Origin of the sequence: Kribbella pratensis, from assembly GCF_004366075.1 — a bacterium.
Taxonomy (GTDB): Bacteria; Actinomycetota; Actinomycetes; order Propionibacteriales; family Kribbellaceae; genus Kribbella; species Kribbella pratensis.
The window spans coordinates 338,280-361,520 of record NZ_SODU01000004.1 but is presented as its reverse complement, the minus strand read 5'-3'; the positions used below and the strand labels follow the sequence as shown (position 1 = coordinate 361,520).

Sequence of the window (23,241 nt, the reverse complement as noted above, 5' to 3'; positions counted from 1 at the left end):
GTCAGCCGCCGGCCTTGGCAGCCAGGTCGTTGACCTCCTTGACGATGTCCGTGCCACCGCTGTCGTACCAGCGCTTGATCTGCGCCTTCAGCTGGTCCTCGGTGATCGCGCCGGACAGGTACTTGATCCGCGCGTCCGGGATGATCGTGTCGAGCGTCTGACCCTTCGCCACCGAGGTCGGCGCGATGATGCTGAGCGCCGGGTTGAACACCGCGGTCTTCAGGTCCTCATTCATCAGGACGTCGAACTTCTCCCGCATCTTGCGGCTGGCCTCGTCGTTCGGCCGCAGCGCGTACGCGCCCAGCCCGACCGATGCCCGGGTGCCGAGCTGGATGAAGGCCTTGTCCACGTCGTTCTGGATCGCCTTCACCTTCGGGTCGTCCTGGTTGATCGGTACGGCGTACTTGCCGTCGGCCTTGAAGTTGCGGCCCTCGATGCCGTTGGTGAGCAAGATCGAGCCCTCCTTGGACTCGAGCTTGTTCAGCGTCTCCAGCACCTGGTTGAGCTGCTCCTCGGTGCGCACGTGCTGCTTGGAGATCGCCATCACCATGTTGTAGCCGGTGAACGGGTACGAGTGCTTCTCGCCGTCCGGGCCCTTCAGGTTGCCGACCAGCGTGACCTTGTCGAAGTCCTTCGGGTTCTTCTCCTTGAACAGGTCGAGCAACTGGGTCGCCCGCACGTTCACGTCGATGATCATGCCGCCCTTGCCCTGCACGAACGGGTCGTTCCAGTTCGCGCTGTCCAGCGTGGCGAAGTCCGGGTTCACCAGGCCTTCCTTGACCCACTTGCGCAGCCACTGGTTCGCGGCCAGGAACTCCGGGGTGTCGAAGCCCGGGACCAGCTTGCCGTCGCGCTCACCCCAGCCGTTCGGCGCGCCGAACCAGGTCTCGATCACGTCGTACGGGCTGGCGCTGGCGTAGTTCCCCGGCCACTTCGGGATGATCAGGCCGTAGGTGTCCTTCTTGCCGTTGCCGTCCGGGTCCTTGTCCGCGAACGCCTTCGCGATCGTGTACAGGTCCTCGACGCTCTGCGGTTCCTTCAGGCCGAGCTTGGCCAGCCAGTCCTTGCGGATCACGATGCCCGAGCGCAGCAGCGGCCGGACCCGGTAGATGCCGTACGTCTTGCCGTTGGTCTGCGTGTTCTTCGCGGTCTGCTCGTTGGCCGGCTTCAGGTTCTCGTACTTGTCGAGCTTGCCGGTGAGGTCCCAGAACGCGCCGGCCTCGGCCGCCTTCACGAACGACGGACCCTTCTCGTTCACCACCATCACGTCCGGGATCTTGTCCGAGGCGAGCGTGACGTTCGACTTGTCGCCGTACTCCGCGTTCGGCACCCAGGTGATCTGGAGCTTCTTGCCGATCAGTTTCTCGACCGCCTGCTGCAGTTCGCCGTTCGGGTCCGGCGCGGTGCCGAACAGCGGCGCCATCACCGTCAGTTCGGTACTGGCGGCCTGGCCGCCCTTGTCGTCGCCGCCGCCGGAGCAGGCGGAGGCGGCGAGCAGTGCCGTCGACAGTGCGGCGGCGACGGCGAGGCGCCGTTTGGAGAAGATGGTCATTGGTTCCCTTTCAGATGCAGGCGCGCGTCGTTCTCGGCGAAGAAGCGCAAGCAGAGCCAGGTGTCGAGCTGGATCCAGGCGCCGCCGGCCAGGACGAACCCGAACACCGGGAACTTCACCGACACGTAGGCGATGGACACCGCGACGAACAGCAGGACCAGGGACGACGCCGGCCGCGCGAGCGCGACCAGCGATGCCTTGGGCAACAACATGCGGATCCCGAGGTCGTAGTGCACGGCCATCGGGAGCGCGTACGCCGCGATCAGCCCGAGCGCGACGAGCGCCGTGAGGCTGGCCAGGCGGGGGAGTGCGGCCCCGAGCGCGGCGAAGTACAGGTAGTTGCCGACGAGAACGACGGCAGCCGCGACCAGGGGGAGTACGACGAGCGAGCCGCGGCGGAACTCCTGGCGGAACGCGGTACGGAAAGCAGGGAAGGCGTGAAACGATTCATCGGATGACCTGCGTCTGGCCAGCGAATATGCCGCGAGGGTGGCCGGGCCGATACCCAGGGCAATCCCGCCGAGCAGCGTGAAGAGGATCCAGAGGGCGTTCACCTTGATCACCCACAGGACCTCGTCCGCAGCGTCGTACAGCTTGATGGCCCAGCCTGTTCTCATGCCGGTTCCTGCCTTGTTTCGGGGCGAAAAGTGATGTGACCGTATGGTTGAATCGTCTCAATGTCAAGGCTTGGGAAAGCGTTTGTCAGAGAGTGGTCACGGAGCTGCGCGAAGCCGGGGGTCAGGCCTGGGAGACGCGCAGGTTCGCGTACTCGCCGATCAACGGCGCCATCTGCCGCAAGCCGATGCGGCCGCCGGTCAGGGGTTGCTCGTCGCGCCAGGTGAAGCTGGGCAGGTCGTTGATCGCGAAGGTGATCTCGCCGTGCCGGACGGTCAGGCGCAGGTGGTACGGACCGTCGGCGTCGGCCACGTCCGGGATCGGGTCGGCGCCCTGTGCGACCAGGTGGAATCCGTAGCTCTTGCGCAGGTTGCAGGTGTGGAAGGCGCGCTCGGCCGGCCAGCGTCTGCGGAAGTACGAGACGTGGTACGTGTCGAGGTCGCCGTGGTGGTACTGCTCGTACGGTCCGGTGCGCGGCTGCAGGTCGAACAGGTCCTCACCGTGGCGGCCCTTGGCGTGGAAGAACAGGATGCACAGGCCGGGTTCACGGATCGGCCAGAAGTCCCACTCGATCGTCACGTCCGGCGGGAAGTCCTCCGGGCACCACAGCACGACGTTCGCGTCCTGCCCGTCCGCGGCCGGTCGCACACTCTCCAGACGGAGCCGGCCGAGTGGGAACGACGTCGCGCCGTCGCCCTCGAGGCGGAAGCCGTCGAGATCGGACGGTGACGCGAGCGGGTTCTCGTACAGGGCGGTCATCAGCGCCGGCGCTTGAAGTCGCTGGACTCGCGGACGATCAGGTCCGGCTGGAAGATCACCTGACGATGCCGGTGCCGCTCGGCGGACTCGACCTCCTCCTGCAGCAGCTCCATCGCGGTCCGCCCGAGCAACTCGGCCGGCTGCCGTACGGACGACAGCGGTACGGCGGCGGCGCGGGCGAAATCGATGTCGTCGTACCCGACGATCGCCATGTCCCGCGGGACCCGCAGGCCGGCGACCGCCATACCCTGCAGGAATCCGAGCGCGAGCAGGTCGTTGGCGAGGAACGCCGCGGTCGGACGCGAGCGCGCCGGCAGGGCGGCGAGCTGTTCACCGATCGCGCGACCTTCGACCACACCCATCACGTCGACCTCGTAGTGTTGCAGGTCGACGTCGCCCGTCTCCTCGGCGATCGCGGTGATGCCGGCCCTGCGGTCGGCCACCTGCTGCATCGTGAACGGCCCGCCGATGAAGGCGATCCGGCGATGGCCGGACTCGATCAGGTGGTTGCCGGCGAGACGTCCGCCGAGCTGGTCGTCGACCGACACCGAGCACAGTCCGCGGTCCGCCGTACGGTCGACGAGCACTACCGGCGTACCGCGGTCGACCAGCGCGGTGAGCCGCGGATCGGTGCTGTCGAACGGTGTGATCAGGATGCCCATCACGCGCTGCTGCTCGAGCTGGTCGAGGTGATGTCCCTCGCGCACCGGGTCGGTCTTGCTGTTGCACAGCATCACCACGGTGTCGTGCTCGTACGCCAGTGCCTCGGCGCCTTCGGCCAGATCGGTGAAGAACGGGTTGGTCACGTCGAGCACCACCAGCCCGACGGTTCGGCTCTTGCCGGCCCGCAGATGCCGCGCCGCCTCGTTCCGCACGAACCCGAGCGCCTGAATGCTGTCCTGAACCCGCTGGCGAGTCTCCGGCGCCACGATCCCCGGCCGATTGAGGAAGTTGCTCACGGTCCCCACCGAAACCCCGGCCCGCTGCGCAACTTCCTTGATGCTGGGCGTCCCCATCGTCCCCCGTCCAGCAGCCGTCCCGGTCACCCGCAGTCTATCCAGACCCGAGTTGAATCGTCTAAATCGCCGGGACTCGATCGGTCTGCCGGCCGATAGGTTGGCGGTGTGGCTCAGACGATGCGTGGACTGTTGCCCGGGGAACTGGTGAACCGGGCGTTGGGCACTGCCGGGTCGGTGCGGCTGGCGCCGGGAATCGAACTGCGGGACGTGTGGAACGGTGTGCCGGCGGGAGATCGTGCGGCGCTGCTGACGGATGCCGAGGAGCAGGCCGCGGGCGAGTGGCCGGTACTGCTGGCGAGCGACTTCGCGCGGTTCCAGCGCGAGGGCGACCGCGATCGGTACGAGACGCCGTACTTCGAGCGCCGCCGGCGGATCGTCACGAGCGCGCTGGCGGCTCTGCTGACCGGTGACGAGCGGTGGGTCGCGGACGTTGTGGACGGCGTCTGGCTGGTGTGTGACGAGGCGACCTGGACTCTTCCGGCGCATGCGAGTTCGGCGGCCGCGCGGGACGAGCCGCTGCCGCGGCCGGGGGATCGGGATCTGGATCTGTTCTGTGCCGAGACCGGCGGCCTGTTGGCCTGGATGGATCACCTGCTGGGGTCCGCTCTGGATGCGGCGACCCGGCTGCGGATCTCGACCGAGGTCGACCAGCGGGTGCTGACGCCGTTCCTCGAGGTTCGCGACTGGCCGTGGCTGACCCGGTTCACGAACAACTGGAACCCGTGGATCCACTCGAACCTCACCGCGTGCACCCTCCTGCTCGAGCCTGATCCGGCGCGCCGCGCCCAGGTCGTCGAACGCGTGGTCGACGGTCTCGACGTGTTCCTCGATTCCTACCCGGACGACGGTGGTTGCGACGAGGGAGCGTCGTACTGGACGCGAGCCGGCGGCTCCGTCGCAGACAGCCTGGTTCTGTTGTACGACGCCACAGCCGGGCAGCTCGACGGTTTCGGTCATCCCAAGCTGCGGCCGATCACGTCGTACCTGCCGGCCATGCACATCGACGACCGCTGGTACGTGAACTTCGCGGACTGCCCGGCGCAACTGGCGGACCCGTCGGCGGCGTACCCGCTGTACCGGCTCGGCGTGCACACCGACGAGCCGACCGCACGTCAGCACGCGCGGATGATCCGGCGTCGCGACGATCCGCTCGTACCGCGGATTCCGTCCATGCTCCGGGTGATCGGCACGCTGCTCGAGCCCGGCCTGCGGACCGAGGAGGACGAGGTCGGCCATCAGGACGTCTACCTGCCGGACACCGAGGTACTCGTGGCCCGCTCGAAGAATCTGCTCGTCGCGCTGAAGGGCGGACACAACGCCGAGTCGCACAACCACAACGACGTCGGCTCGCTGATCGTCGCCGTCGACGGCGTACCGCGCGTCATCGATCTCGGTGTCGGTACGTACACCCGGCAGACGTTCTCGGCCGATCGCTACCAGATCTTCACGATGCAGAGCGACTACCACAACCTGCCGCTGATCAACGGGTTCTCGCAGCCGCCCGGCCGCGAGTTCCAGGCGACCGGCATGTCCGCCGAACTCGGCGACCGCACCACCTGCGAACTCGACCTGGCCCATGCCTATCCACCGGAAGCCGGCATCCGCTCCTGGCACCGCCGTCTCGTACTGGACCAGACGGTCGAACTCACCGACACGTGGGACCTGTCGGACGCGCCACGATCATTGGTCTGGCACCTGATCCTCAACGGCCCGGCACTCCACGAGAGCGGCACGATCCGGGTGGCGGGCCTCACCATCTCGTACGACGCCGACCACCTGGCCGCCGTACTGGAACCACTTCCCCTGACCGATCCGCGCCTGTCCGCAATCTGGGGTGATCAGGTCACGCGCCTCGCACTAACGGCCCGCCCACCCCTCCTCACGCCGTCCAACGCCACCACCGTCGTGTTCTCCCCAAGTCACCTCTTCACGCGGCATGTGACTCGTGAGTAACATGCCGGTATGAGTCAGGTGCTGGGGTTGTGGGAGCGGTTGCGTGCGGTGCCGGGTGGGGAGCGGGTGTTCTCGTGGGGGTTCACCTGGAAGGCGCCGTACTTCCGGTCGGTGCGGCCGCGGTTCGTGCAGGTGAGTCCCAACTACGCGGCGTTGACGTTGCCCAAGCGGCGGGCAGTGCTGAACCACATCGGGACCGTGCATGCGATTGCCGTGTGCAACGGTCTCGAGGCGGCGATGGGGGCGTTGGCGGAGGCGACGGTGCCGGCGGGGAAGCGGTGGCTGCCGAAGGGGATGGAGGTCGCGTACCTCGCCAAGTCGACGACGGACCTGACGTGTTCGGCGGAGACCGACCCGGACACCTGGACTGCGGGCCCCGACGTACCGGTGAAGGTCAAGGCGACGCGTGACGACGGCACGGTGGTCGTCGAGGGCACGATCCACCTGTGGGTAACTGACAAGAAGTGAACACGTCGTACGACGTATGGTCTCGGCGTGACTGAGCTGCGGGTGGTGGAGGTAACCGAGGAGCACTTGGACTCGGTGTGGCAGGTGCGGACGCGGTCGTTCGGGATGGGTGGTGACCGTGACGAGTGGAACAAGACCGCGCGGTCGTTCATCGTCGACGGGCGGTACCTCGGGGTCCTCGACGGTGACGAGCTGGTCGCGGCGGCGCGGGTCTGGCCGTATGAGCAGTGGTGGGGCGGGCGCCGGGTGCCGATGGGCGGTGTGGCCGGCGTTGTCGTCGCACCGGAGTACCGCGGTCGTGGGGTCGGCAGCCTGTTGATGCGCGCCGTACTCAACCTGTGCGTGGAGAAGGGCTACCCGCTGACGGCGCTGTATCCGGCGACGACCGTGCTCTACCGGCATCTGGGGTACGAGTTCGCGGGAAGCCGGCAGCTCTACACCTTCGAGGCCGCCGATCTGCGCACCCTGGGCGGCAGGCGTACGGCGGTGCGCAAGGCGGGCCGCGACGACGCGGACCTGTTCCTCGAGCTTGCGGCGAAGGCGCACGAGGCGCGACGCTCGAACGGTCCGTTGATCTGGCCGCGCGCCGAGGTCGAGTCCTGGCTGGAGGACGAGAGCCTCTTCGCGTACGTCGCCGAGGACGGCTTCGTCGTCTACAAGTGGTCCGACGGCAACCTCGCGGTCGAGGAGCTCATCGCCGGGTCGGAGGAGACCGCCCGCGCACTGTGGGCGACCGTCGGCTCCGGGGCGTCGATCGCGAAGACCGTCGAGGCGTGCTGCCCGCCGTTCGATCCGATCCACCTGATGGTCGAGCACGAGGCGCATCGCAAGTCGTGGCAGAACCGGTGGATGCTCCGGCTCGTCGACGCCCCGGCAGCCTTTGCGGGGCGAGGCTTCCCGGACGGCGTCGTACTGGAGGCCGACCTGCGCATCGACGACCCGGAACTGCCCGCGAACACCGGCGACTGGCGCCTCTCGGTCGGCAACGGATCCGCCACTCTCACCCCCGCCGAGCCGTCGGGCGACGCACTCCGCCTCGGCCCGCGCGGACTGGCGGCGCTGTACGCCGGTACCCCGTTGGCGACCCTCCGCGGCGCCGGACTGGTCAGCGGGGGCGCGGCGCTTGACGCCGGGTTCGACGCGGTGTTCGGCGGACCTGCGCCGTACATGCTCGACGACTTCTGAGACGGCGCGTCGATTTCTGAACTCCTGACGCCTCCGACTAGGGTTGTCGAACAAACGTTCGGAGGTGGCCATGCGGGTGCTCGGCGTCGACCCGGGACTGACCCGGTGCGGCCTCGGCGTCGTCGAGGGGACCCCGGGGAAGCCGCCGGCGCTGGTCGCCGTCGGGGTGATCCGGACGCCGGCCGACCTGGACGTCTCCAAACGCCTCGTGCTGATCGAGGAGGAGCTCGACGCGTGGATCGCCCGGTACCAGCCGGACGCGGTCGCGGTCGAGCGCGTGTTCGCGCAGCACAACGTCCGGACGGTGATGGGTACGGCGCAGGCCTCTGGGATCGCGATGGTGGTCGCGGCCCGTCGCGGGTTGCCGGTCGCCCTGCACACGCCGAGCGAGGTGAAGGCCGCGGTCACCGGATCCGGTCGCGCGGACAAAGAGCAGGTGACCACGATGGTCACCCGGATCCTCAAACTGAGCGAGCGTCCGACGCCCGCGGACGCCGCGGACGCGCTGGCGCTGGCCATCTGCCAGGTCTGGCGCGGGGGAGTGGCGAGCAAGCTGCAGGAAGCGGCTACCAGCCGGGCGAATCTCGAGGCGACGGCGCAGGCACAGTCACGGCTGCAGGTGGCGAGGCTGCGGGCCGCGGTGGCGGCGCAGCAGGGCAAGCGGTGAGCACGGTGATGAACGGTTTTGGAGGGTGGCGATGATCGCCTTTGTACGTGGACCGGTGGCGGCCATCGGGCTGGACAGTGCCGTCGTCGAGGTCGGCGGGATCGGCCTGCAGGTGTACTGCGACCCGGGCACGCTGGCCGGTTTGCGCCCGGGGCAGGAGGCGCGGATCGCCACGTCGATGGTGGTTCGTGAGGACTCGCTGACGCTGTACGGGTTCGCCGACGACGACGCGAAGACCCTGTTCGAGCTGTTGCAGACTGCGTCCGGTGTCGGGCCGAAGCTCGCCCAGGCCGCGCTGGCGGTGCTGAGCCCGGACCAGTTGCGCCAGGCGGTCGCGACGGAGGATCTCGCCGTACTGGTGAAGGTTCCGGGGATCGGCAAGAAGGGTGCGCAGCGGATCGTGCTCGAGCTGAAGGACAAGATCGGTGCGCCGTCCAGGACGGTGAGCGGCCGGCCGCTGCAGGCGCAGGAGGCTTGGCGCGACCAGGTACACGCCGGTCTGGTCGGCCTGGGATGGTCTGCCCGCGATGCCGAGGATGCGGTCACCGCCGTGTCGCCGCTCGCAGCCGACAACCCGAACCCGTCCGTTCCCGACCTGCTGCGCGCCGCGCTGCGCGTTCTTTCCAAGGCATAAAAGGGGGCGTAGGCGATGGAAGACAACGTTCGCCCCTTGGTCTCCGCCGACGCGGTGGACCTCGAGGAACGCAAGATCGAGTCCGCGCTGCGGCCGCGCACCCTGTCCGAGTTCGGCGGTCAGCGCCGGGTCAGCGAGCAGCTCGAGCTGGTGCTGCACGCGGCTCGCGGCCGCAACCGCACGCCGGACCACGTGCTGCTGTCCGGGCCGCCCGGGCTGGGCAAGACCACGCTCGCGATGATCATCGCCAGCGAGATGGCCGCTCCGTTGCGGGTGACCAGCGGTCCGGCGATCCAGCACGCCGGCGACCTGGCCGCGATCCTGTCCGGGCTGAGCGAGGGCGAAGTCCTGTTCCTGGACGAGATCCACCGGATGTCGCGGCCCGCGGAAGAGCTGCTGTACATGGCGATGGAGGACTTCCGGGTCGACGTGATCGTCGGCAAGGGTCCGGGCGCGACCGCGATCCCGCTCGAGATCCCGCCGTTCACCCTGGTCGGCGCGACCACGCGGGCCGGTCTGCTGCCGGGGCCGCTGCGGGACCGGTTCGGGTTCACCGGTCACCTGGAGTTCTACGACGCCGCCGAGCTGGAGAAGATCGTGAACCGGTCGGCAGCACTCCTCGAGGTCGACATCACGCCCGAGGGCGCGATCGAGATCGCGTCCCGTTCCCGCGGTACGCCGCGGATCGCGAACCGGCTGCTCCGCCGGGTCCGCGACTACGCCGAGGTCCGCGCGGACGGCATCATCACGCTCGCCCTGTCGAAGGCGGCCCTGGATCTGTACGAGGTGGACAAGATGGGCCTCGACCGGCTGGACCGGTCGGTCCTGGACGCCCTGTGCCGCCGATTCGGCGGCGGACCGGTCGGTCTTTCCACGTTGGCGGTTGCGGTCGGCGAGGAACGTGAGACTGTGGAGGAAGTGGCCGAACCGTTCCTGGTCCGGTCGGGCTACCTGGCCCGTACGCCGCGTGGTCGTGTCGCCACGCCCGCGGCCTGGCGGCACATCGGGCTCAAGGTCCCGAAGGGCGCGACGTTCGCGGACACGCTCTTCGACTCCGATGAGGACTGAAGGAGCTCAAGCTCAACTGAACACGAACGACCGCCGGGGAACCTCCGCCGGCGCCGGAACGTAGACACTGCGTAGCGACCAGTAGTGAGTAACGCAAACGTGACCCGGCGTCATGCGGCAGTTGTTGACGCGCGGCGTTAGACTCCCCGGTGGCCTGACCTCCAGGTCTTCCGCCGCGACCTGCGCACTCGCGCGGCGCACGCCTTAACCGAGCCGACGAAGGATTCTGAGACCCGATGCAACTCCTCGCCGTACCGATGGCCTCCTCCGGGGGTGGCGGCATCACGCTGCTGCTGCCGCTGATCCTGATCGTCGGAATGATCTGGTTCATGAGCCGCTCCCAGCGTAAGCAGCGCGAGCGGCAGGCACAGACCGTAGCCGCACTCGTGCCGGGCACCAAGGTGATCACCACCAGCGGCCTGGTCGGCATCGTCGAGGAGACCGACGACGAGTACGTGACGCTGGAGATCTCCGAGGGCGTCCTGGTCCAGGTCGTCAAGGCCGCGATCGGCCGGGTGATCCCGGAAGAGGACGCCGCCGCCGACGAGGCCGAGACCTCCACCGAGGCCGCCGCCGCCGACGAGACCGCCGAGACGGCGGACGACGACGCCGAGAAGGTCGACGTACCGGATGCGGGTAAGGCCGGTGACAAGGCCGACGGCAAGGTCCAGGACACGCCGAAGCTGCCGCCGACGCACACCGAGAACTGATTTTTCCGTCCCAACGGCCTGCGGCGCGGCGTTCGGCGTCCACCTGACGGTGCGGCGCGCCCAGAAGTACAAAGGTTGAAACTGACGTGGCAACGACTACGACATCCCGCCCCGGGCGGAGCCTGATCGGCTTGCTGGTGGTGGTGGTTCTGCTGTTCGGGATCATGGCGCTGACCAAGACCTGGAAGCCCAAGCTCGGGCTGGACCTGCGGGGCGGCACGACCATCACGCTGACCGCCAGCACGTTCGACGGCACCGGGAAGGTCACCGCCGACCAGCTGAACGAGGCCAAGAACATCATCGGCCAGCGGGTCAACGGCGCGGGTGTCGCCGAGTCCGACATCACCACCTCCGGCACGAACCACATCAACGTGGCCGTTCCGGGCGCCACGAAGGAATCCCTGGTGTCGCAGGTCGGTCAGACCGCGCTGCTCTACTTCCGGGTCGTGTACGGCTCGGATGCCGCCGCGCCGCAGCCCACTCCGTCGACGACGCCGAAGCCGAGCACCACGCCGAAGCCCAGTACGACGCCGAAGCCGAGCGCCACGGTCAAGCCGAGCAGCACCCCCACCAGCACGCCGAAGGGCCGGGCCTGGTCGAGCGCGCTGGGCGGGGCGACACCGACGCCGACCCCGAAGGCCAGTACGACGCCGACCGCGAAGCCCAGTACGACGCCGAGTGCCACGCCGTCCGCGACCCCGTCGACGCCGGCCGCCGGGGGCGACCCGCTGAACTACACGCCGGACGCGGCCACGCAGGCGGCGTTCGCGGCGTACAAGTGCGGTGACAAGCAGGTCGACAACCCGAACACGGCGATCTTCTCCTGCGACCGCGAGGGCACCTACAAGTACCTGCTCGGCCCGGCGATCCTGAACGGCACCGACCTGTCGGACGCCTCCGCCGGCATCCCGCAGAACGGTCTGCAGTGGCAGGTGAACCTGAAGTTCACCGGTGACGGCGGCGACAAGTTCCTCAAGGCCACCACGGCCATCTCGCAGCGCGGCCAGGGCCAGAACCTGTTCGCGATCGTGCTCGACGGCGAGACCATCTCGACCCCGAGCGTGGACAGCCCGATCCCGGGCGGCCAGGCGCAGATCACCGGTACCTTCACCGAGGCCCAGGCCCGCGACCTGGCGAACGTGCTGAAGTACGGCGCGCTGCCGATCAAGTTCGACATCTCCTCGGTCGAGACCGTGTCGCCGCAGCTCGGTGGTGACCAGCTCTCCGCGGGTATCTGGGCCGGTCTCGCCGGTCTGGCGCTGGTCGTCGTGTTCTGCTTCCTGTACTACCGCGGTCTCGGCATCGTCGTGGTGCTCTCGCTCGCGGCCGCCGGCATCCTCACCGGAGCCCTGGTGATCCTGCTCGGCAAGGCGATCGGGTTCACCCTGACGCTGGCCGGTATCGCCGGTCTGATCGTGGCCGTCGGTATCACCGCGGACTCGTTCATCATCTACTTCGAACGACTGCGCGACGAGGTCCGTGAGGGCCGCAGCCTGCGCTCCTCGGTGGAGACCGGCTGGGCCCGCGCCAAGCACACGATCATCGCCGCCGACTCGATCTCGCTGCTCGCCGCGCTGGTGCTGTACGTGCTGGCGATCGGCAGCGTCCGCGGCTTCGCGTTCACGCTCGGCCTGACCACGCTGATCGACCTGGTCGTGGTGTTCCTGTTCACCAAGCCGGTGGTCACACTGCTCGCCCGGACCGACTTCTTCGGCCACGGGCACAAGCTGTCCGGACTGGATCCGGAGCATCTGGGCGTCGAACGACTGCCCGGACAGACGAAACCGTCGGCCCGGCCGCGGAAGACGCCGTCGACGCGCAAGCCGGTCGGAGGGGAGGTCTGATGTCGAAGCTCGGAGCGATCGGTGCCAAGCTGCACCGCGGTGAGGTTTCCTACGACTTCATCGGCCACCGCAAGTTCTGGTTCAGCCTCTCGGCGGTCCTGGTCATCATCTCGCTGGCGGGGCTGTTCGCCCGCGGCCTGGCGCTCGGTATCGAGTTCAAGGGCGGCGTCGAGTACGAGGCCAAGGTCAAGGTCACCGACCACACCGTGCAGGACTTCGGTGACGCGGTGAAGGCGACCAACGCCAAGGACCTCGGCGACCCGGTCGTCACCACGATCAACAACGAGAAGGTCCGGGTCCAGACCAAGCCGCTGGCCCAGAACGACATCGGCACGGTGCGCGCGGCGATCGCCAAGGAGGCCGGTATCCCGGCCGAGCAGGTCACCTCGCAGCAGATCGGTGCGTCCTGGGGCAAGCAGATCGCCGACAAGGCGATCCTGGCGCTGGTCGTGTTCCTGATCGCGGTGTTCGCGGTGATCTGGCTGTACTTCCGGGAAGCCAAGGCGTCGATGGCCGCGATCATCGCGTTGATCCACGACGTCACGATCACTGTCGGTCTGTACGCGCTGATCGGCTTCGACGTCACGCCGGCGACGGTGATCGGCGTACTGACGATCCTTGGTTACTCGCTGTACGACACCGTCGTGGTGTTCGACAAGGTCCGCGAGAACACTCGCGGCATCACCGGGTCGAACCGCTACACCTACTCGGACGCGACCAACCTCGCCGTGAACCAGACCGTGGTCCGGTCGATCAACACCACGGTCACCGCACTGCTCCCGATCGGCGCGATCCTGGTCGTCGGTACGGCGGTGCTCGGCACCGGCCCGCTCAAGGACCTGTCGCTGGCGTTGTTCGTCGGTGTCGCGATCGGTGCGTACTCGTCGATTTTCATCGCGCCGGCGCTGCTCGCGGTCTTCAAGGAGCGCGAGCCCGGCATGCAGGCGCTGAACAAGCGGGTGACCGCCAAGAAGGCGCAGATCGCTGCCGCTGCGGCCGCTCCGGTCGGCGTGGCCACGGCCGGCGCGCCGGCGGGTGCCGCGGCGCGTTCCGACGTACAGGACACACCTCGGAAGGCGGACCGGGCAACCGGGTCGGCTCCGACGCCGTCGTCGCGGCCGATGAAGGCGGCGGCCGCAGGGCGTCCGCAGCCGACCCGCAAGCCGCGGTCGAAGCGCGGTAAGTGATGCGGTCGCTCGAGCAGGTCCTCACGGACGGTATCCGCGACATCCCGGACTATCCGCAGGCGGGGGTGGTGTTCAAGGACATCACCCCGCTGCTGGCCGATCACACCGGCTTCGGCCAGGTCGTGGAGGCGCTGGCGGCGGCCGGGACGGACGACGACGGGCAGCCGATCGTCGACAAGGTGGTCGGGATCGAGGCGCGCGGCTTCATCCTGGCGGCCCCGGTCGCGCTCGCGCTCGGCGCCGGGTTCGTGCCGGTGCGCAAGAAGGGGAAGTTGCCGGCGGCGACGTACGAGGAGTCGTACGCGCTGGAGTACGGCGAGGCGACGATCGAAGTGCACCAGGACGCGTTCGCTCCCGGTGACCGCGTCCTCGTCATCGACGACGTCCTGGCCACCGGCGGCACGGTCGAGGCCTGTCTGCGGCTGATCCGCCGCTGCGGCGCCGAGGTCCTCGGTACGGCGGTCCTCCTCGAACTCTCGTTCCTCCCCGGCCGCAAACGCCTCCAAGGCGAAGCCGTCACCGCCCTCGTCACGGTCTGAATTCGGGCAAACTCTCCGTCGCCGTCGGCTTACCCGGCGTGTTGTCCACAGGCGGTTCTGCCTCGTTGGACGCTGGCCTCTAGACTGGTGGCCTGTCGGCGGAGGGACACAACGTGGGCGAAGACCCGGCGATGACATCTGCGGTGCCGGATGCCGTACCGCAGGAGCCGCCGCGCGCGCCGTCGCCGGTGCGCCCGGCTCCCGTGTCGCCGCCGCCTGCGACCCAACCCCCGCGGATCGCTCCGGCCCGGGTCCGCGCCCGGCTCGCCCGCCTCGGCGGCACCCGGCACCCGAATCGGGCGCCGATGCTCGAGCCGCTGTTCCGGGTGGTCCGCGCGACCCACCCGAAGGCAGATCTCGGCATGATCGAGCGCGCCTACCGGACCGCGGAGAAGTACCACACCGGCCAGATGCGCAAGAGCGGCGACGCGTACATCACGCATCCGCTCGCGGTTGCCACCATCCTCGCCGAGCTCGGTATGACCGCGACCACGCTCTGCGCTGCGCTGCTCCACGACACCGTCGAGGACACGCCGTACACGGTGGAGGACCTGACCCGCGACTTCGGCGAAGAGATTGCCATGCTGGTCGACGGCGTCACCAAGCTCGACAAGGTGCGGTACGGCGAGTCCGCGCAGGCCGAGACCATCCGCAAGATGGTCGTCGCGATGTCCAAGGACATCCGGGTGCTGGTCATCAAGCTGTCCGACCGGCTGCACAACATGCGCACGCTCGGCTCGCTGCGCCAGGAGAAGCAGGAGCGGATCGCCCGCGAGACGCTGGAGATCTACGCCCCGCTGGCGCACCGGCTCGGTATGAACACGATCAAGTGGGAGCTCGAGGACCTGGCGTTCTCGACCCTGCACCCGAAGGTGTACGACGAGATCGTCCGGCTGGTCGCCGAGCGCGCGCCGTCCCGCGACGAGTACCTGGCGACCGTGATCGACCAGGTGCACGAGGACCTGCGGCTCGCCAAGGTGAAGGCGACGGTCACCGGCCGGCCGAAGCACTACTACTCGATCTACCAGAAGATGATCGTCCGCGGCCGCGAGTTCGGTGACATCTACGACCTGGTCGGCATCCGGGTCCTGGTCGAGTCGGTCCGCGACTGCTACGCCGCCCTGGGCATCATGCACGCGCGCTGGAACCCGGTCCCCGGCCGGTTCAAGGACTACATCGCGATGCCGAAGTTCAACATGTACCAGTCGCTGCACACCACGGTGATCGGGCCGCAGGGCAAGCCGGTGGAGCTGCAGATCCGGTCGTTCTCCATGCACCGCCGCGCGGAGTACGGCATCGCCGCGCACTGGAAGTACAAGGAGGACCCGTCCTCGGTCGCGCCGGCCACGCCGAGCACCGAAATCGGCGGGCCGAACGACATGCCCTGGGTGCGGCAGCTCGTCGACTGGCAGCGGGAGACCTCCGACCCGTCGGAGTTCCTCGACTCGCTGCGGTTCGAGATCAACAACGCCGAGGTCTACGTCTTCACCCCGCGCGGCGACGTGATGTCGCTGCCGACCGGGTCGTCGCCGGTGGACTTCGCGTACGCCGTACACACCGAGGTCGGCCACCGCTGTATCGGTGCCCGCGTCAACGGGCGCCTGGTGCCGCTGGAGAGCACCCTCGAGAACGGTGACGTCGTCGAGGTCTTCACCTCGAAGGCGCAGGGCGCGGGTCCGTCGCGGGACTGGCTCACGTTCGTCAAGAGCCCGCGTGCGCGCAACAAGATCAAGCACTGGTTCTCCAAGGAGCGCCGCGACGAGGCGATCGAGCACGGCAAGGACGCGATCGCGAAGCAGCTCCGCAAGGAGGGCCTGCCGCTGCAGCGCCTGCTGTCCCACGAGACCCTGACCGCCGTCGCGAACTCCCTGCGGTACCCGGACGTCACCGGCCTGTACGCCGCTGTGGGCGAGCAGCACGTGAGCGCGCAGGCCGTCGTACGGCGTCTTATCGAGACGTACGGCGGCGAGGAGGGTGCGGCCGAGGACCTCGCCGAGGGCATGCGGCTGCCGGCCACCAAGGAGCGGCGCAAGCGCACCGCGCGCGGCGACGCCGGTGTCATCGTCAAGGGCGCGACCGACGTGCTGTCGAAGCTGGCCCGGTGCTGTACACCGGTGCCGGGTGACGAGATCATCGGCTGGATCACCCGCGGCGCAGGCGTCTCGGTGCACCGGGCCGACTGCGCGAACGTGGAGAACCTGAAGACCCAGCCCGAGCGCATCGTCGAGGTCGAGTGGGCGCCGACGGCGCAGTCCGTCTTCCTGGTCGCGATCCAGGTCGAGGCGCTGGACCGGGCCCGCCTGCTGTCGGACATCACCCGGGTGCTGTCGGACTACCATGTGAACATCCTGTCCGCGGCACTCACCACCACCCGCGACCGGATCGCCAAGTCCCGCTTCACCTTCGAAATGGGCGACCCGACCCACCTCGGCCACGTCCTGAAGGCGGTCCGCTCCGTAGAAGGCGTCTTCGACGTCTACCGCGTCACGCAGTAGACGCCCATGGGCGACTGGTTCCGTGGCTCGGCGGACGGACCGGGCCTGAAGCTGTACAACGGAGCGAGTGCGATCTTCCTGGACGTGCTTGCGCTGCCTGCGTGTGAGCTGGCGGAGACAGAGTTCGAGCGCGGATTTGCGTTGCTCCTGTGCAACTCTCGGATCGGGATGGGGAACGACGGCTTCGATCTGGACGAGCTGCCGTGGCCGGCTGCCGGGTGGGAGGCGGAGCGGGACTACCTGCTGCGCGTGGTTCGGCTGGCGGAGGCGCGGTTTCGGTGGGAGTTGCTGAGCTACGAGCCGCGCATCTTCGAAGCGTTTCTGGCGGAGTACGAGCGGCTGGTCCTGGACTTCAGCCCGCCGACCGAGCCGGTTGAGCTGCCGCGGATGTGGGATCCGGATCCGGTGGAGGCTGCGTTCGCCCGTTGCCCGGAGCATGGGTTGTACCTCGGCGATTACACGGACTGCCGCCTCTGCTTGTGAGGGTGGGGACACTGCGGGGTATGAGGCGTTTCAGGCGGCGGGAGTTGTTGATCGCGGCTGCGGGACTGCTGGTCGGGTGCAGTGATTCCTCGGCGCAGAACCAGCCGAGTGCAAGACCTTCTACTCCTTCATCGACGCCTTCATCGGTTCCTTCGTCTACGCCTTCGTTGACGCCCAGTTCGCCGCCTACGTCGCCGACACCGACTCCGACTGTTGCCCTGCCCTCCGTGCGGAGTTGGGTGGCGGGGCCGGGGGAGATCCAGCCTGAGGTGAAGCGGCTCGCGGTGGCGGCGGTGGTGAAGTTGTTGCGGCCGACGGATACGCAAGCTGTGGTTGAGGTGATCGACGCGCAGTACGGCGGGATTCTGAGCGACTCGGCCAGCGTGCTGGTGCCGTGCCGCGTGTACTCGATCAGGCAGAACCGTTTGATCAGCGGTGGCACGACGGTCGACGTACGGTTGAGCAAGTCGTCGCAGGGGACGTGGCGGGTGATCGCGACGCACCCGGCTCGACCCGGAGCGCCGGTTGCGAGCCTGTCGGCCGCCGCGCGGCAGGTGCTGGCCAGCGAGCAGATCCTGTTGCCGCCGGCATCCGCCGCGGACATCCGGTCCGGACAGGTGCACGACAGCGTGCTCACCGCGATGCTCGAGCTCGCGAAGACCTATCGGATCGGCGTCAGCGTGATCCGCTCCGGCCACCCCACCAACGTGTTCGGCACCGATCGCCCGAGTGATCACCCCCGCGGCCGCGCGTTCGACACCTGGCAGATCGACGGCCATCCGGTCGTGGCGCCGTCAACGTCCCGCTCGCTCATCACGTCGTACATGCGCGCCACCGAGTCCCTGGGCTCCTACAACGTAGGCGGCCCCTACCAACTCTCCGGTACGGCGTACTTCTCCGACCAAACCCACCACGACCACATCCACGCCGGCTTCCGCACCTAGTCCACCGCACCGCACCCGCTGACCGGCACCGCACCCGCTGACCCGCACCGCACCCGCTGACCCGCACCGCACCCGCTGACCCGCACCGCACCCGCTGACCCGCGCCTCACCTGCCGCGCCCGATCATCCACGGGTCCAGTGCCCGTCGCTGAGTGCGAATTTGGTGGGTAGACCCATCAGGTCGGAGGTTCTGCACCCTGAACCAGGGTCAGGAACCCAGCAGGTCATGGGTCTACCCACCAAATTGGTGGGTCAGCCCACGAAATTGCGGACGGTCGGGAGCGGGGAGCGCTCTAGTCCCACTCCCAGGTGATTCCTACTGTGCCGGGGTCTGCGGAGGCTTCGATGACGTGGACGCGGCCGTCGGGGGTGAGCATCAGGTCGCGGTGGACCAGGTTCGGGCCGGACGTGTGGCGACGGCGGATCTCGTGGACGCGGACCGGCAGCGCGGCCCGGTCGAACTGCACCTCCAGCACGTAATGCATCCCGCCCCACTCGCTGAACCGCTGGTACTCCGTCGACGGCAACCCGGTGCGGTCCTCGATCTCGTAGTGCACGACGGCCGTCTCGCCGACCGCGAGGACCCGGTCGAGGAGCAGCTCCCCGAGCATCGCACCGGCTTCGGGCGAGCGGGCGATCCGGCCGGTCCGGCAACCGCTCAACGCTCGCAAGGCGAGTTGCTCGGCGTCGCAGCCCGGCTCGCCCTGGTGCGCGATGATCAGCCGATCCACCGGCTGTACGGCGACCACGCTCTGGATGACCCGCCGGCTGTGCGCACTCCGATCCGCGCCCAGCCGGACCTCTTCGAGAACGGTCACGTTGCGCAGCCGGCCGTGGGCGTCACGGCGGAGCCGGTCGAGCAGCCGGGTGAGCGCCTCGGCGTAGTCGACAACGGCGTACGGCTGCGGCGCCGTCTCCGGCTCGGTCCGCGCCGGAGGGATCCGTCCGGTCAGCCAGCCGGGCGGCACCTGCAAGAGCTCTTCGAGCGCCGTCACGATCGCCAGCGAATCCTCGCAGGGGATCCGGCGGCCGCTCTGCCAGGTGCTGAGTGTTGCGACCCCGACGTGCAGCCCGCGGTCGGCCAGATGGGTCCGGATCCGGTTGAGGGCCAGCCCGCGGCGGGCGATCGCCTGCCGCAGTGCCTCCGCGAACGACGCTTCCGGAGTCACCGCACGGACTTCGACCGGCTTGATCATGGGCCCACGCTCCTTCAGGGCAGCAGTGTAAACATTCACAGCACCCGCTGACACTGGCTCGTCACGCCTCGTTCACGCGCCGTTGCCGTTCACACCCCCGATCCGAGTTCTTGCCGCGCAGTGGTCCCGTCCCGACGATGGACCTCGCCCACCCCGCAGTACCTCTCGAAGGAGGACTCATGCGCAGGCTCCGCCCCAGGCCCTGTCCGGTGCCTCGTCGCAGCTGGTCGTTGCTCCTGGCCACGATCCTCGGTCTGGTGACGCTGGCGCCGCTCGCCCCGCCGGCCTCGGCCGCACCCAGCAGCTACTACCTGAACGTCACCGGCCAGGCCCAGCAGAAGTCGAACTGGTGCTGGGCCGCGAGCGGCAACAGTATCGCCGCGTTCTACGGCCGCTCGTACTCGCAGAACCAGTTCTGCAACCTTGCCTTCGGCTACTCGATGAACAGCACCTGCCCGAACAACCAGGCCACGCTCGGCAACGACCAGAGGGCCTTCCGGGCGATCGGGATCAGCGCCGGCAGCTACGTCTCGTCCACGCTCGGCTTCAGCACGCTCGTCACCGAGATCGCCGCCGGCCGCCCGGTGATGACGCGGATCGGCTGGACCTCGGGCGGCGGACACATGATGGACATCATCGGGTACGACGCGTCCGACTCGACCATCGAGTACTACAACCCGTGGCCGGACGACCCGCGCTACAACTACTCGTCCTACAACTGGTACCGGTCCAACTCGCAGTTCACCTGGACGCATTCCCTGTACCGGATCGGAGCCTGACATGCGCCGCCCGAAGAACGTCCTGCTCCGCTGCGCCGCCGTACTCGCTGCTGGTCTCGGTTTCACCTTCGCTGCCGCCGGTCTGGCCGATGCGGCGGGTCCGCAGCCGGTCGCTCCGACCGAGTTGTCCAAGGCAACCAATGCCGCGCGTTCGTCCGAGGCGCTGAGCCTGCTGGGCAAGGCCGGAGGTACGGCGAAGGCCGCGGCGAGTGTCGTGCGGGACACGCAGCCGATCTACGCGCTCAACCCTGCCTTCGTGCGTGACGCGTCGGCTCCCGTTGCGACCTTCTGGTACGCCGCAACCACCGCGGCGCAAGGCGGTCGGACATTGACCGTCTTCACCACGCCCGATGCCACGGGCGCCTGGCATGCGGTCAACGTGGCCTCCGGCAACACCGAGGCGCGGATGGTGTCGGCCGCTGCCGGAGCACTCGTCTTCACCGAGCCTCAGGTCGGCGCCTGGTACGCCCTCTCCGGCACTCAGGTGCGACCGCTGAACCAGTCGGCCGTCAAGTCGATCGGCGCCCGACCGATCACCGTCACGGCGTACCAGGAACTCGTCTCGCAGCGGTACTCAGACAAGCTGCCTGGCTCGCAGTACAACGAGAACGGCGTGGCCGGCGGCTACGACACGACCGCGTCAACCACCGTCAGGTCGACCAAGCACTACTTCCTCCCGATCGCCGGGTCAGCCGGCGTGCTCGCCCTGGGGATCCTCATGATGGCCCGCCGCCGCTACAACGACTGACTCGGCGCTGGGTTCGATCCCGCCGCACCGGACTGGTCGCCACGCGGGCACCATGTCCCCGCCGGGGCGAGCGGATCCCACACCACCCGGTTCATCAGCCCATGGGTGAACCGGGTGGTTGGGGGCATGACCGCATGCTCCTCCGGCTCGTACTCGTCGACGTCGTGGCCGATCAGGAAATGAGGTTCTTCTCCGTCACGAACGAATGCTCGCCCGTCTCGTCCTTCCAGTAGACAAGGGTCGGCGAGGTGGCGCCGTTCGTCGGCCCAGACGCCTCGAGCGCCTTCCGAGTCGTTCGGGCGGACTCGATGAGCGAATGGAACTCGCTCATGATCTCCCGCTCGCTCTCCATCGTCGACCGGTACGCGCGGTTGCGCTTCGCGAGTTCCTTCTCGAGCGTGGCGCCCTCACCGCCTGGGAGGTTACGTGCCGCCCAGTTCATGTCCTGGAGCTTCGCCTCGAGCTGACCGATCTCGTCCTTGAGCCCTCGCGATCGGTCCTGCAACTGCTGCCAGAACACGATCCCGTCGTCGATGACCGACTTCAGGTATTCCATTGACGAGGTGACTGATTTCGGATTCTCCTGCATATCGACACAGACCCGGAGATAGGAGACACGGAGCTCCACGAACGAGGCGAGCATCGCGCTGTGAGCGTCGTAGTTCGCCTCCTGAACCTCGTTGAGGTTATCGACGTTCGTCGCGCTGCGCGCTTCGACAAGCTGCCGGAACCTGGCGGCGAGTGCTCTCACGTCGCGTTCCGCGAGCGCGAGGCGCACGAGCATGTCGTTCGAGAATGACCCTTCGATACCGTACTGCCGGTAGACGTCGTCGACGGTCCTGGAGGCGGCGAGCAGTTTGCCCGCGTGCGTCGCTTCGCTCCTGGCGATCGCCTTGTCCAAGGCGCTCTTGATGCTGTCGAGCTTCCGATCGACTTGCTTGAACTGCTGCATCATCACTGCCGTGTTGAGCGCCAGGACCGCGAGGATCGGCGCCACCACCGGAAGTGAGCTCGCCACGGGGATGAACGCCGCCTGTCCGACGATCCCACCGGCTCCCATCACGGCGCTACCGACGCCGTTGCCGAGGGTCATCAGCGTCGCGGGATTGGCAGTCGCCATGAAGAGCGTCGACGAGAACGCTGCCGAGAGCGCGGTAGCTCCCGTCGCCGCGCCTGCGACAGCCAACGACAGCGCACCTTGCGGAGAGACGGCCCTCGCGTCCGGGACGTAGCTCCCGGTGGTGAGGTAGCCCTCGCGGAGACTGGAGATCATCAGCTCTCGCAACTTCCCTTGGAACTCGAAGACGGCGAGCTCCGATCCCTCCTCGCCCAAGCGTCGGACCGTGACTTCTTGAGGGATCTCTTCTTCAGAGTTATCCACGATTCCCCCTTCAGGCCTCGCCCGTACGGTGACGCACTCCACCCCACCCATCGTGCCGAGACGACTTTATCCCAGTCCGCACAGGATCCTTCTGCAGCCCGATCGCCCGCTCGTACTCGTCGATGTCGTCGCGTCTCACCACCGCCGCGGTAGCCGTGGTTCTTGACAGAGGAAGCTGCCGACGGCTAGCTCCAAGGCTGGGTAGGAGCCCCAGAGGTCGGGGCGGCGGACCGAGATGATGTGCCAGCCCAAGGCGTCCAGTTCTGTACGGCGGGTTTCGTCGCGGAGCTGTTGCTTCGTACTCGAGTGCCATTCGTCGCTGTCGTACTCGAGGCCGAGCCGCCGCCCGTCGACGGGCCGATCCGGATACCCGACGTCAAGCCGATACACCCGGTCCGGCCCCTCCACACGTACCTGGAGATCCGGCCGCCCGAAACCGGCATCCAGTAGCCGCAACCGCAGCCAGGACTCCGCGGGCGAGGCAGCGCGGTGGTCGGCGTAGCGGATGACGCGGGCGGCCAGAGAGTTGACGTCTTCGGCGAAGTACGCCGCGGCCGCTGCTGTGAGCTCATGGAAGCTGACCACCCCCGCATGGAGGAGCGCATCGACGGCCGAGAGCGCGAACGGGAGTCTGAGGTTCTTGGCGAGCTCGATGGCCGTCGCGGCCGGAGTGATCACCTTCAGACCCTGCGTTTCGACGAAGGGCTGTTCGAGGAAGGTCCAGTGTGGGCTGACCATGGGCTCAGGTCCGAGGGCCGTGGTTTCGATGCCGTGGAGCCAGGCTGCGGCCCGGCCGCAGATGATCGCGTCGGATGGGACAACCAGTCGCAGGGCGTCGGCGCGGAGGGTGGGGGAGTCGGGTACCCGGACGTCGACGTACACGCCTTTCAGGAACTGGCGGATCTCGCCGCGGGCCAGTAGCCAGGCAAGTTTGCGAGGCACCTGGCGGGCGGTGAAGGGCAAGCCGGCGAAGTAGAACGGCTGGTCGTACTCGAACATCCCAGCAGGATGACTG

The 23,241-nt window shown here is 68.2% G+C and carries 22 protein-coding genes; 15 read left to right on the top strand and 7 right to left on the bottom strand.

Translation table 11 applies throughout. The features are described 5' to 3' along the window. Position 1: 1 nt before the first annotated feature. The 4 genes from EV137_RS34175 to EV137_RS34160 form a co-directional block, all read right to left on the bottom strand. Positions 2 to 1,552, bottom strand: a complete 1,551-nt coding sequence (locus EV137_RS34175; protein ID WP_134005732.1) for an extracellular solute-binding protein — start codon at positions 1,550 to 1,552, stop codon at positions 2 to 4. After that, positions 1,549 to 2,169, bottom strand: coding sequence for a YesL family protein (locus EV137_RS34170; RefSeq protein ID WP_134005730.1), 621 nt, complete (start codon positions 2,167 to 2,169; stop codon positions 1,549 to 1,551). The genes EV137_RS34175 and EV137_RS34170 overlap by 4 nt, the downstream gene beginning before the upstream one ends. A 121-nt stretch (positions 2,170 to 2,290) precedes the next feature. After that, positions 2,291 to 2,926 (bottom strand): DUF1961 family protein, encoded by a 636-nt coding sequence (locus EV137_RS34165; protein WP_134132223.1) that lies wholly within the window; start codon positions 2,924 to 2,926, stop codon positions 2,291 to 2,293. Continuing rightward, a complete protein-coding gene (locus tag EV137_RS34160) occupies positions 2,926 to 3,942 on the bottom strand; it encodes a LacI family DNA-binding transcriptional regulator (protein WP_134005726.1) in 1,017 nt (338 codons plus the stop codon). Before EV137_RS34160 ends, EV137_RS34165 begins: the two co-directional genes overlap by 1 nt. A 108-nt stretch (positions 3,943 to 4,050) precedes the next feature. Here EV137_RS34160 and EV137_RS34155 point away from each other — a divergent pair, with 108 nt between their 5' ends. The 13 genes from EV137_RS34155 to EV137_RS34095 all read left to right on the top strand — a co-directional run bounded on the left by EV137_RS34155 (position 4,051) and on the right by EV137_RS34095 (position 18,122). Beyond that, a complete protein-coding gene (locus EV137_RS34155; protein ID WP_134132221.1) occupies positions 4,051 to 5,898 on the top strand; it encodes a heparinase II/III family protein in 1,848 nt (615 codons plus the stop codon). A gap of 9 nt (positions 5,899 to 5,907) precedes the next feature. After that, entirely contained in the window at positions 5,908 to 6,366 is a 459-nt protein-coding gene (locus EV137_RS34150; RefSeq protein ID WP_134005723.1) for a hotdog fold domain-containing protein, read from the top strand. Between the two features lie 27 nt (positions 6,367 to 6,393). After that, positions 6,394 to 7,551 (top strand): GNAT family N-acetyltransferase, encoded by a 1,158-nt coding sequence (locus tag EV137_RS34145; protein WP_238175752.1) that lies wholly within the window; start codon positions 6,394 to 6,396, stop codon positions 7,549 to 7,551. Positions 7,552 to 7,621: 70 nt separating this feature from the next. Beyond that, positions 7,622 to 8,218, top strand: coding sequence for a crossover junction endodeoxyribonuclease RuvC (gene ruvC, locus EV137_RS34140; RefSeq protein WP_134006056.1), 597 nt, complete (start codon positions 7,622 to 7,624; stop codon positions 8,216 to 8,218). Between the two features lie 31 nt (positions 8,219 to 8,249). After that, complete coding sequence (ruvA, locus tag EV137_RS34135) at positions 8,250 to 8,852, top strand: Holliday junction branch migration protein RuvA (RefSeq protein WP_134005721.1); 603 nt, start codon at positions 8,250 to 8,252, stop codon at positions 8,850 to 8,852. Positions 8,853 to 8,867: 15 nt separating this feature from the next. Further along, complete coding sequence (ruvB, locus tag EV137_RS34130) at positions 8,868 to 9,920, top strand: Holliday junction branch migration DNA helicase RuvB (protein WP_134005719.1); 1,053 nt, start codon at positions 8,868 to 8,870, stop codon at positions 9,918 to 9,920. 236 nt (positions 9,921 to 10,156) lie between these two features. Then, positions 10,157 to 10,630 carry a preprotein translocase subunit YajC gene (yajC, locus tag EV137_RS34125; RefSeq protein WP_134132220.1) on the top strand — a complete coding sequence of 158 codons (474 nt, stop codon included), beginning with the start codon at positions 10,157 to 10,159 and terminating at the stop codon, positions 10,628 to 10,630. Between the two features lie 86 nt (positions 10,631 to 10,716). Beyond that, positions 10,717 to 12,474, top strand: coding sequence for a protein translocase subunit SecD (secD, locus tag EV137_RS34120; protein ID WP_238175751.1), 1,758 nt, complete (start codon positions 10,717 to 10,719; stop codon positions 12,472 to 12,474). Continuing rightward, positions 12,474 to 13,661: a protein translocase subunit SecF gene (secF, locus tag EV137_RS34115; protein ID WP_134132219.1), complete on the top strand. Its 1,188-nt coding sequence runs from the start codon at positions 12,474 to 12,476 to the stop codon at positions 13,659 to 13,661. The genes secD and secF overlap by 1 nt, the downstream gene beginning before the upstream one ends. Then, positions 13,661 to 14,200 (top strand): adenine phosphoribosyltransferase, encoded by a 540-nt coding sequence (locus EV137_RS34110; protein WP_134005714.1) that lies wholly within the window; start codon positions 13,661 to 13,663, stop codon positions 14,198 to 14,200. The genes secF and EV137_RS34110 overlap by 1 nt, the downstream gene beginning before the upstream one ends. A gap of 131 nt (positions 14,201 to 14,331) precedes the next feature. Then, entirely contained in the window at positions 14,332 to 16,695 is a 2,364-nt protein-coding gene (locus tag EV137_RS34105; RefSeq protein ID WP_238175750.1) for a RelA/SpoT family protein, read from the top strand. 6 nt (positions 16,696 to 16,701) lie between these two features. Continuing rightward, positions 16,702 to 17,178 carry a hypothetical protein gene (locus tag EV137_RS34100; RefSeq protein WP_134132217.1) on the top strand — a complete coding sequence of 159 codons (477 nt, stop codon included), beginning with the start codon at positions 16,702 to 16,704 and terminating at the stop codon, positions 17,176 to 17,178. A 227-nt stretch (positions 17,179 to 17,405) separates the two neighbouring features. After that, positions 17,406 to 18,122 (top strand): hypothetical protein, encoded by a 717-nt coding sequence (locus EV137_RS34095; RefSeq protein WP_238175749.1) that lies wholly within the window; start codon positions 17,406 to 17,408, stop codon positions 18,120 to 18,122. A gap of 293 nt (positions 18,123 to 18,415) precedes the next feature. Here the strand turns inward: EV137_RS34095 and EV137_RS34090 are convergent, their stop codons facing one another. Then, positions 18,416 to 19,318, bottom strand: a complete 903-nt coding sequence (locus EV137_RS34090; RefSeq protein WP_134132216.1) for a hypothetical protein — start codon at positions 19,316 to 19,318, stop codon at positions 18,416 to 18,418. Positions 19,319 to 19,497: 179 nt separating this feature from the next. On the opposite strand from EV137_RS34090, the gene EV137_RS34085 reads away from it, so the two are divergent. Continuing rightward, a complete protein-coding gene (locus tag EV137_RS34085; RefSeq protein WP_134005706.1) occupies positions 19,498 to 20,097 on the top strand; it encodes a papain-like cysteine protease family protein in 600 nt (199 codons plus the stop codon). 1 nt (position 20,098) lies between these two features. Then, on the top strand, positions 20,099 to 20,845 hold the full coding sequence (locus tag EV137_RS34080; RefSeq protein ID WP_134132215.1) for a hypothetical protein: 747 nt from the start codon (positions 20,099 to 20,101) through the stop codon (positions 20,843 to 20,845). A gap of 172 nt (positions 20,846 to 21,017) precedes the next feature. Here the strand turns inward: EV137_RS34080 and EV137_RS34075 are convergent, their stop codons facing one another. Continuing rightward, on the bottom strand, positions 21,018 to 22,277 hold the full coding sequence (locus EV137_RS34075; protein ID WP_134132213.1) for a hypothetical protein: 1,260 nt from the start codon (positions 22,275 to 22,277) through the stop codon (positions 21,018 to 21,020). An 84-nt stretch (positions 22,278 to 22,361) separates the two neighbouring features. Next, positions 22,362 to 23,225, bottom strand: coding sequence for a type IV toxin-antitoxin system AbiEi family antitoxin (locus EV137_RS34070; protein ID WP_134132212.1), 864 nt, complete (start codon positions 23,223 to 23,225; stop codon positions 22,362 to 22,364). Between the last annotated feature and the right edge of the window lie 16 nt (positions 23,226 to 23,241).

What these genes read in the sequence shown, in the direction of transcription:
- EV137_RS34150 (WP_134005723.1), top strand. Translation starts at nt 5,908, where the DNA reads ATGAGTCAGGTGCTGGGGTTGTGGGAGCGGTTGCGTGCGGTGCCGGGT.
- EV137_RS34165 (WP_134132223.1), bottom strand. Translation starts at nt 2,926, where the DNA reads ATGACCGCCCTGTACGAGAACCCGCTCGCGTCACCGTCCGATCTCGAC.
- ruvB (WP_134005719.1), top strand. Translation starts at nt 8,868, where the DNA reads ATGGAAGACAACGTTCGCCCCTTGGTCTCCGCCGACGCGGTGGACCTC.
- EV137_RS34075 (WP_134132213.1), bottom strand. Translation starts at nt 22,277, where the DNA reads ATGGGTGGGGTGGAGTGCGTCACCGTACGGGCGAGGCCTGAAGGGGGA.
- ruvA (WP_134005721.1), top strand. Translation starts at nt 8,250, where the DNA reads ATGATCGCCTTTGTACGTGGACCGGTGGCGGCCATCGGGCTGGACAGT.
- EV137_RS34160 (WP_134005726.1), bottom strand. Translation starts at nt 3,942, where the DNA reads ATGGGGACGCCCAGCATCAAGGAAGTTGCGCAGCGGGCCGGGGTTTCG.
- EV137_RS34100 (WP_134132217.1), top strand. Translation starts at nt 16,702, where the DNA reads ATGGGCGACTGGTTCCGTGGCTCGGCGGACGGACCGGGCCTGAAGCTG.
- yajC (WP_134132220.1), top strand. Translation starts at nt 10,157, where the DNA reads ATGCAACTCCTCGCCGTACCGATGGCCTCCTCCGGGGGTGGCGGCATC.
- EV137_RS34090 (WP_134132216.1), bottom strand. Translation starts at nt 19,318, where the DNA reads ATGATCAAGCCGGTCGAAGTCCGTGCGGTGACTCCGGAAGCGTCGTTC.
- EV137_RS34110 (WP_134005714.1), top strand. Translation starts at nt 13,661, where the DNA reads ATGCGGTCGCTCGAGCAGGTCCTCACGGACGGTATCCGCGACATCCCG.
- EV137_RS34085 (WP_134005706.1), top strand. Translation starts at nt 19,498, where the DNA reads ATGCGCAGGCTCCGCCCCAGGCCCTGTCCGGTGCCTCGTCGCAGCTGG.
- secF (WP_134132219.1), top strand. Translation starts at nt 12,474, where the DNA reads ATGTCGAAGCTCGGAGCGATCGGTGCCAAGCTGCACCGCGGTGAGGTT.
- EV137_RS34170 (WP_134005730.1), bottom strand. Translation starts at nt 2,169, where the DNA reads ATGAGAACAGGCTGGGCCATCAAGCTGTACGACGCTGCGGACGAGGTC.
- EV137_RS34070 (WP_134132212.1), bottom strand. Translation starts at nt 23,225, where the DNA reads ATGTTCGAGTACGACCAGCCGTTCTACTTCGCCGGCTTGCCCTTCACC.
- EV137_RS34105 (WP_238175750.1), top strand. Translation starts at nt 14,332, where the DNA reads ATGACATCTGCGGTGCCGGATGCCGTACCGCAGGAGCCGCCGCGCGCG.
- EV137_RS34080 (WP_134132215.1), top strand. Translation starts at nt 20,099, where the DNA reads ATGCGCCGCCCGAAGAACGTCCTGCTCCGCTGCGCCGCCGTACTCGCT.
- EV137_RS34175 (WP_134005732.1), bottom strand. Translation starts at nt 1,552, where the DNA reads ATGACCATCTTCTCCAAACGGCGCCTCGCCGTCGCCGCCGCACTGTCG.
- ruvC (WP_134006056.1), top strand. Translation starts at nt 7,622, where the DNA reads ATGCGGGTGCTCGGCGTCGACCCGGGACTGACCCGGTGCGGCCTCGGC.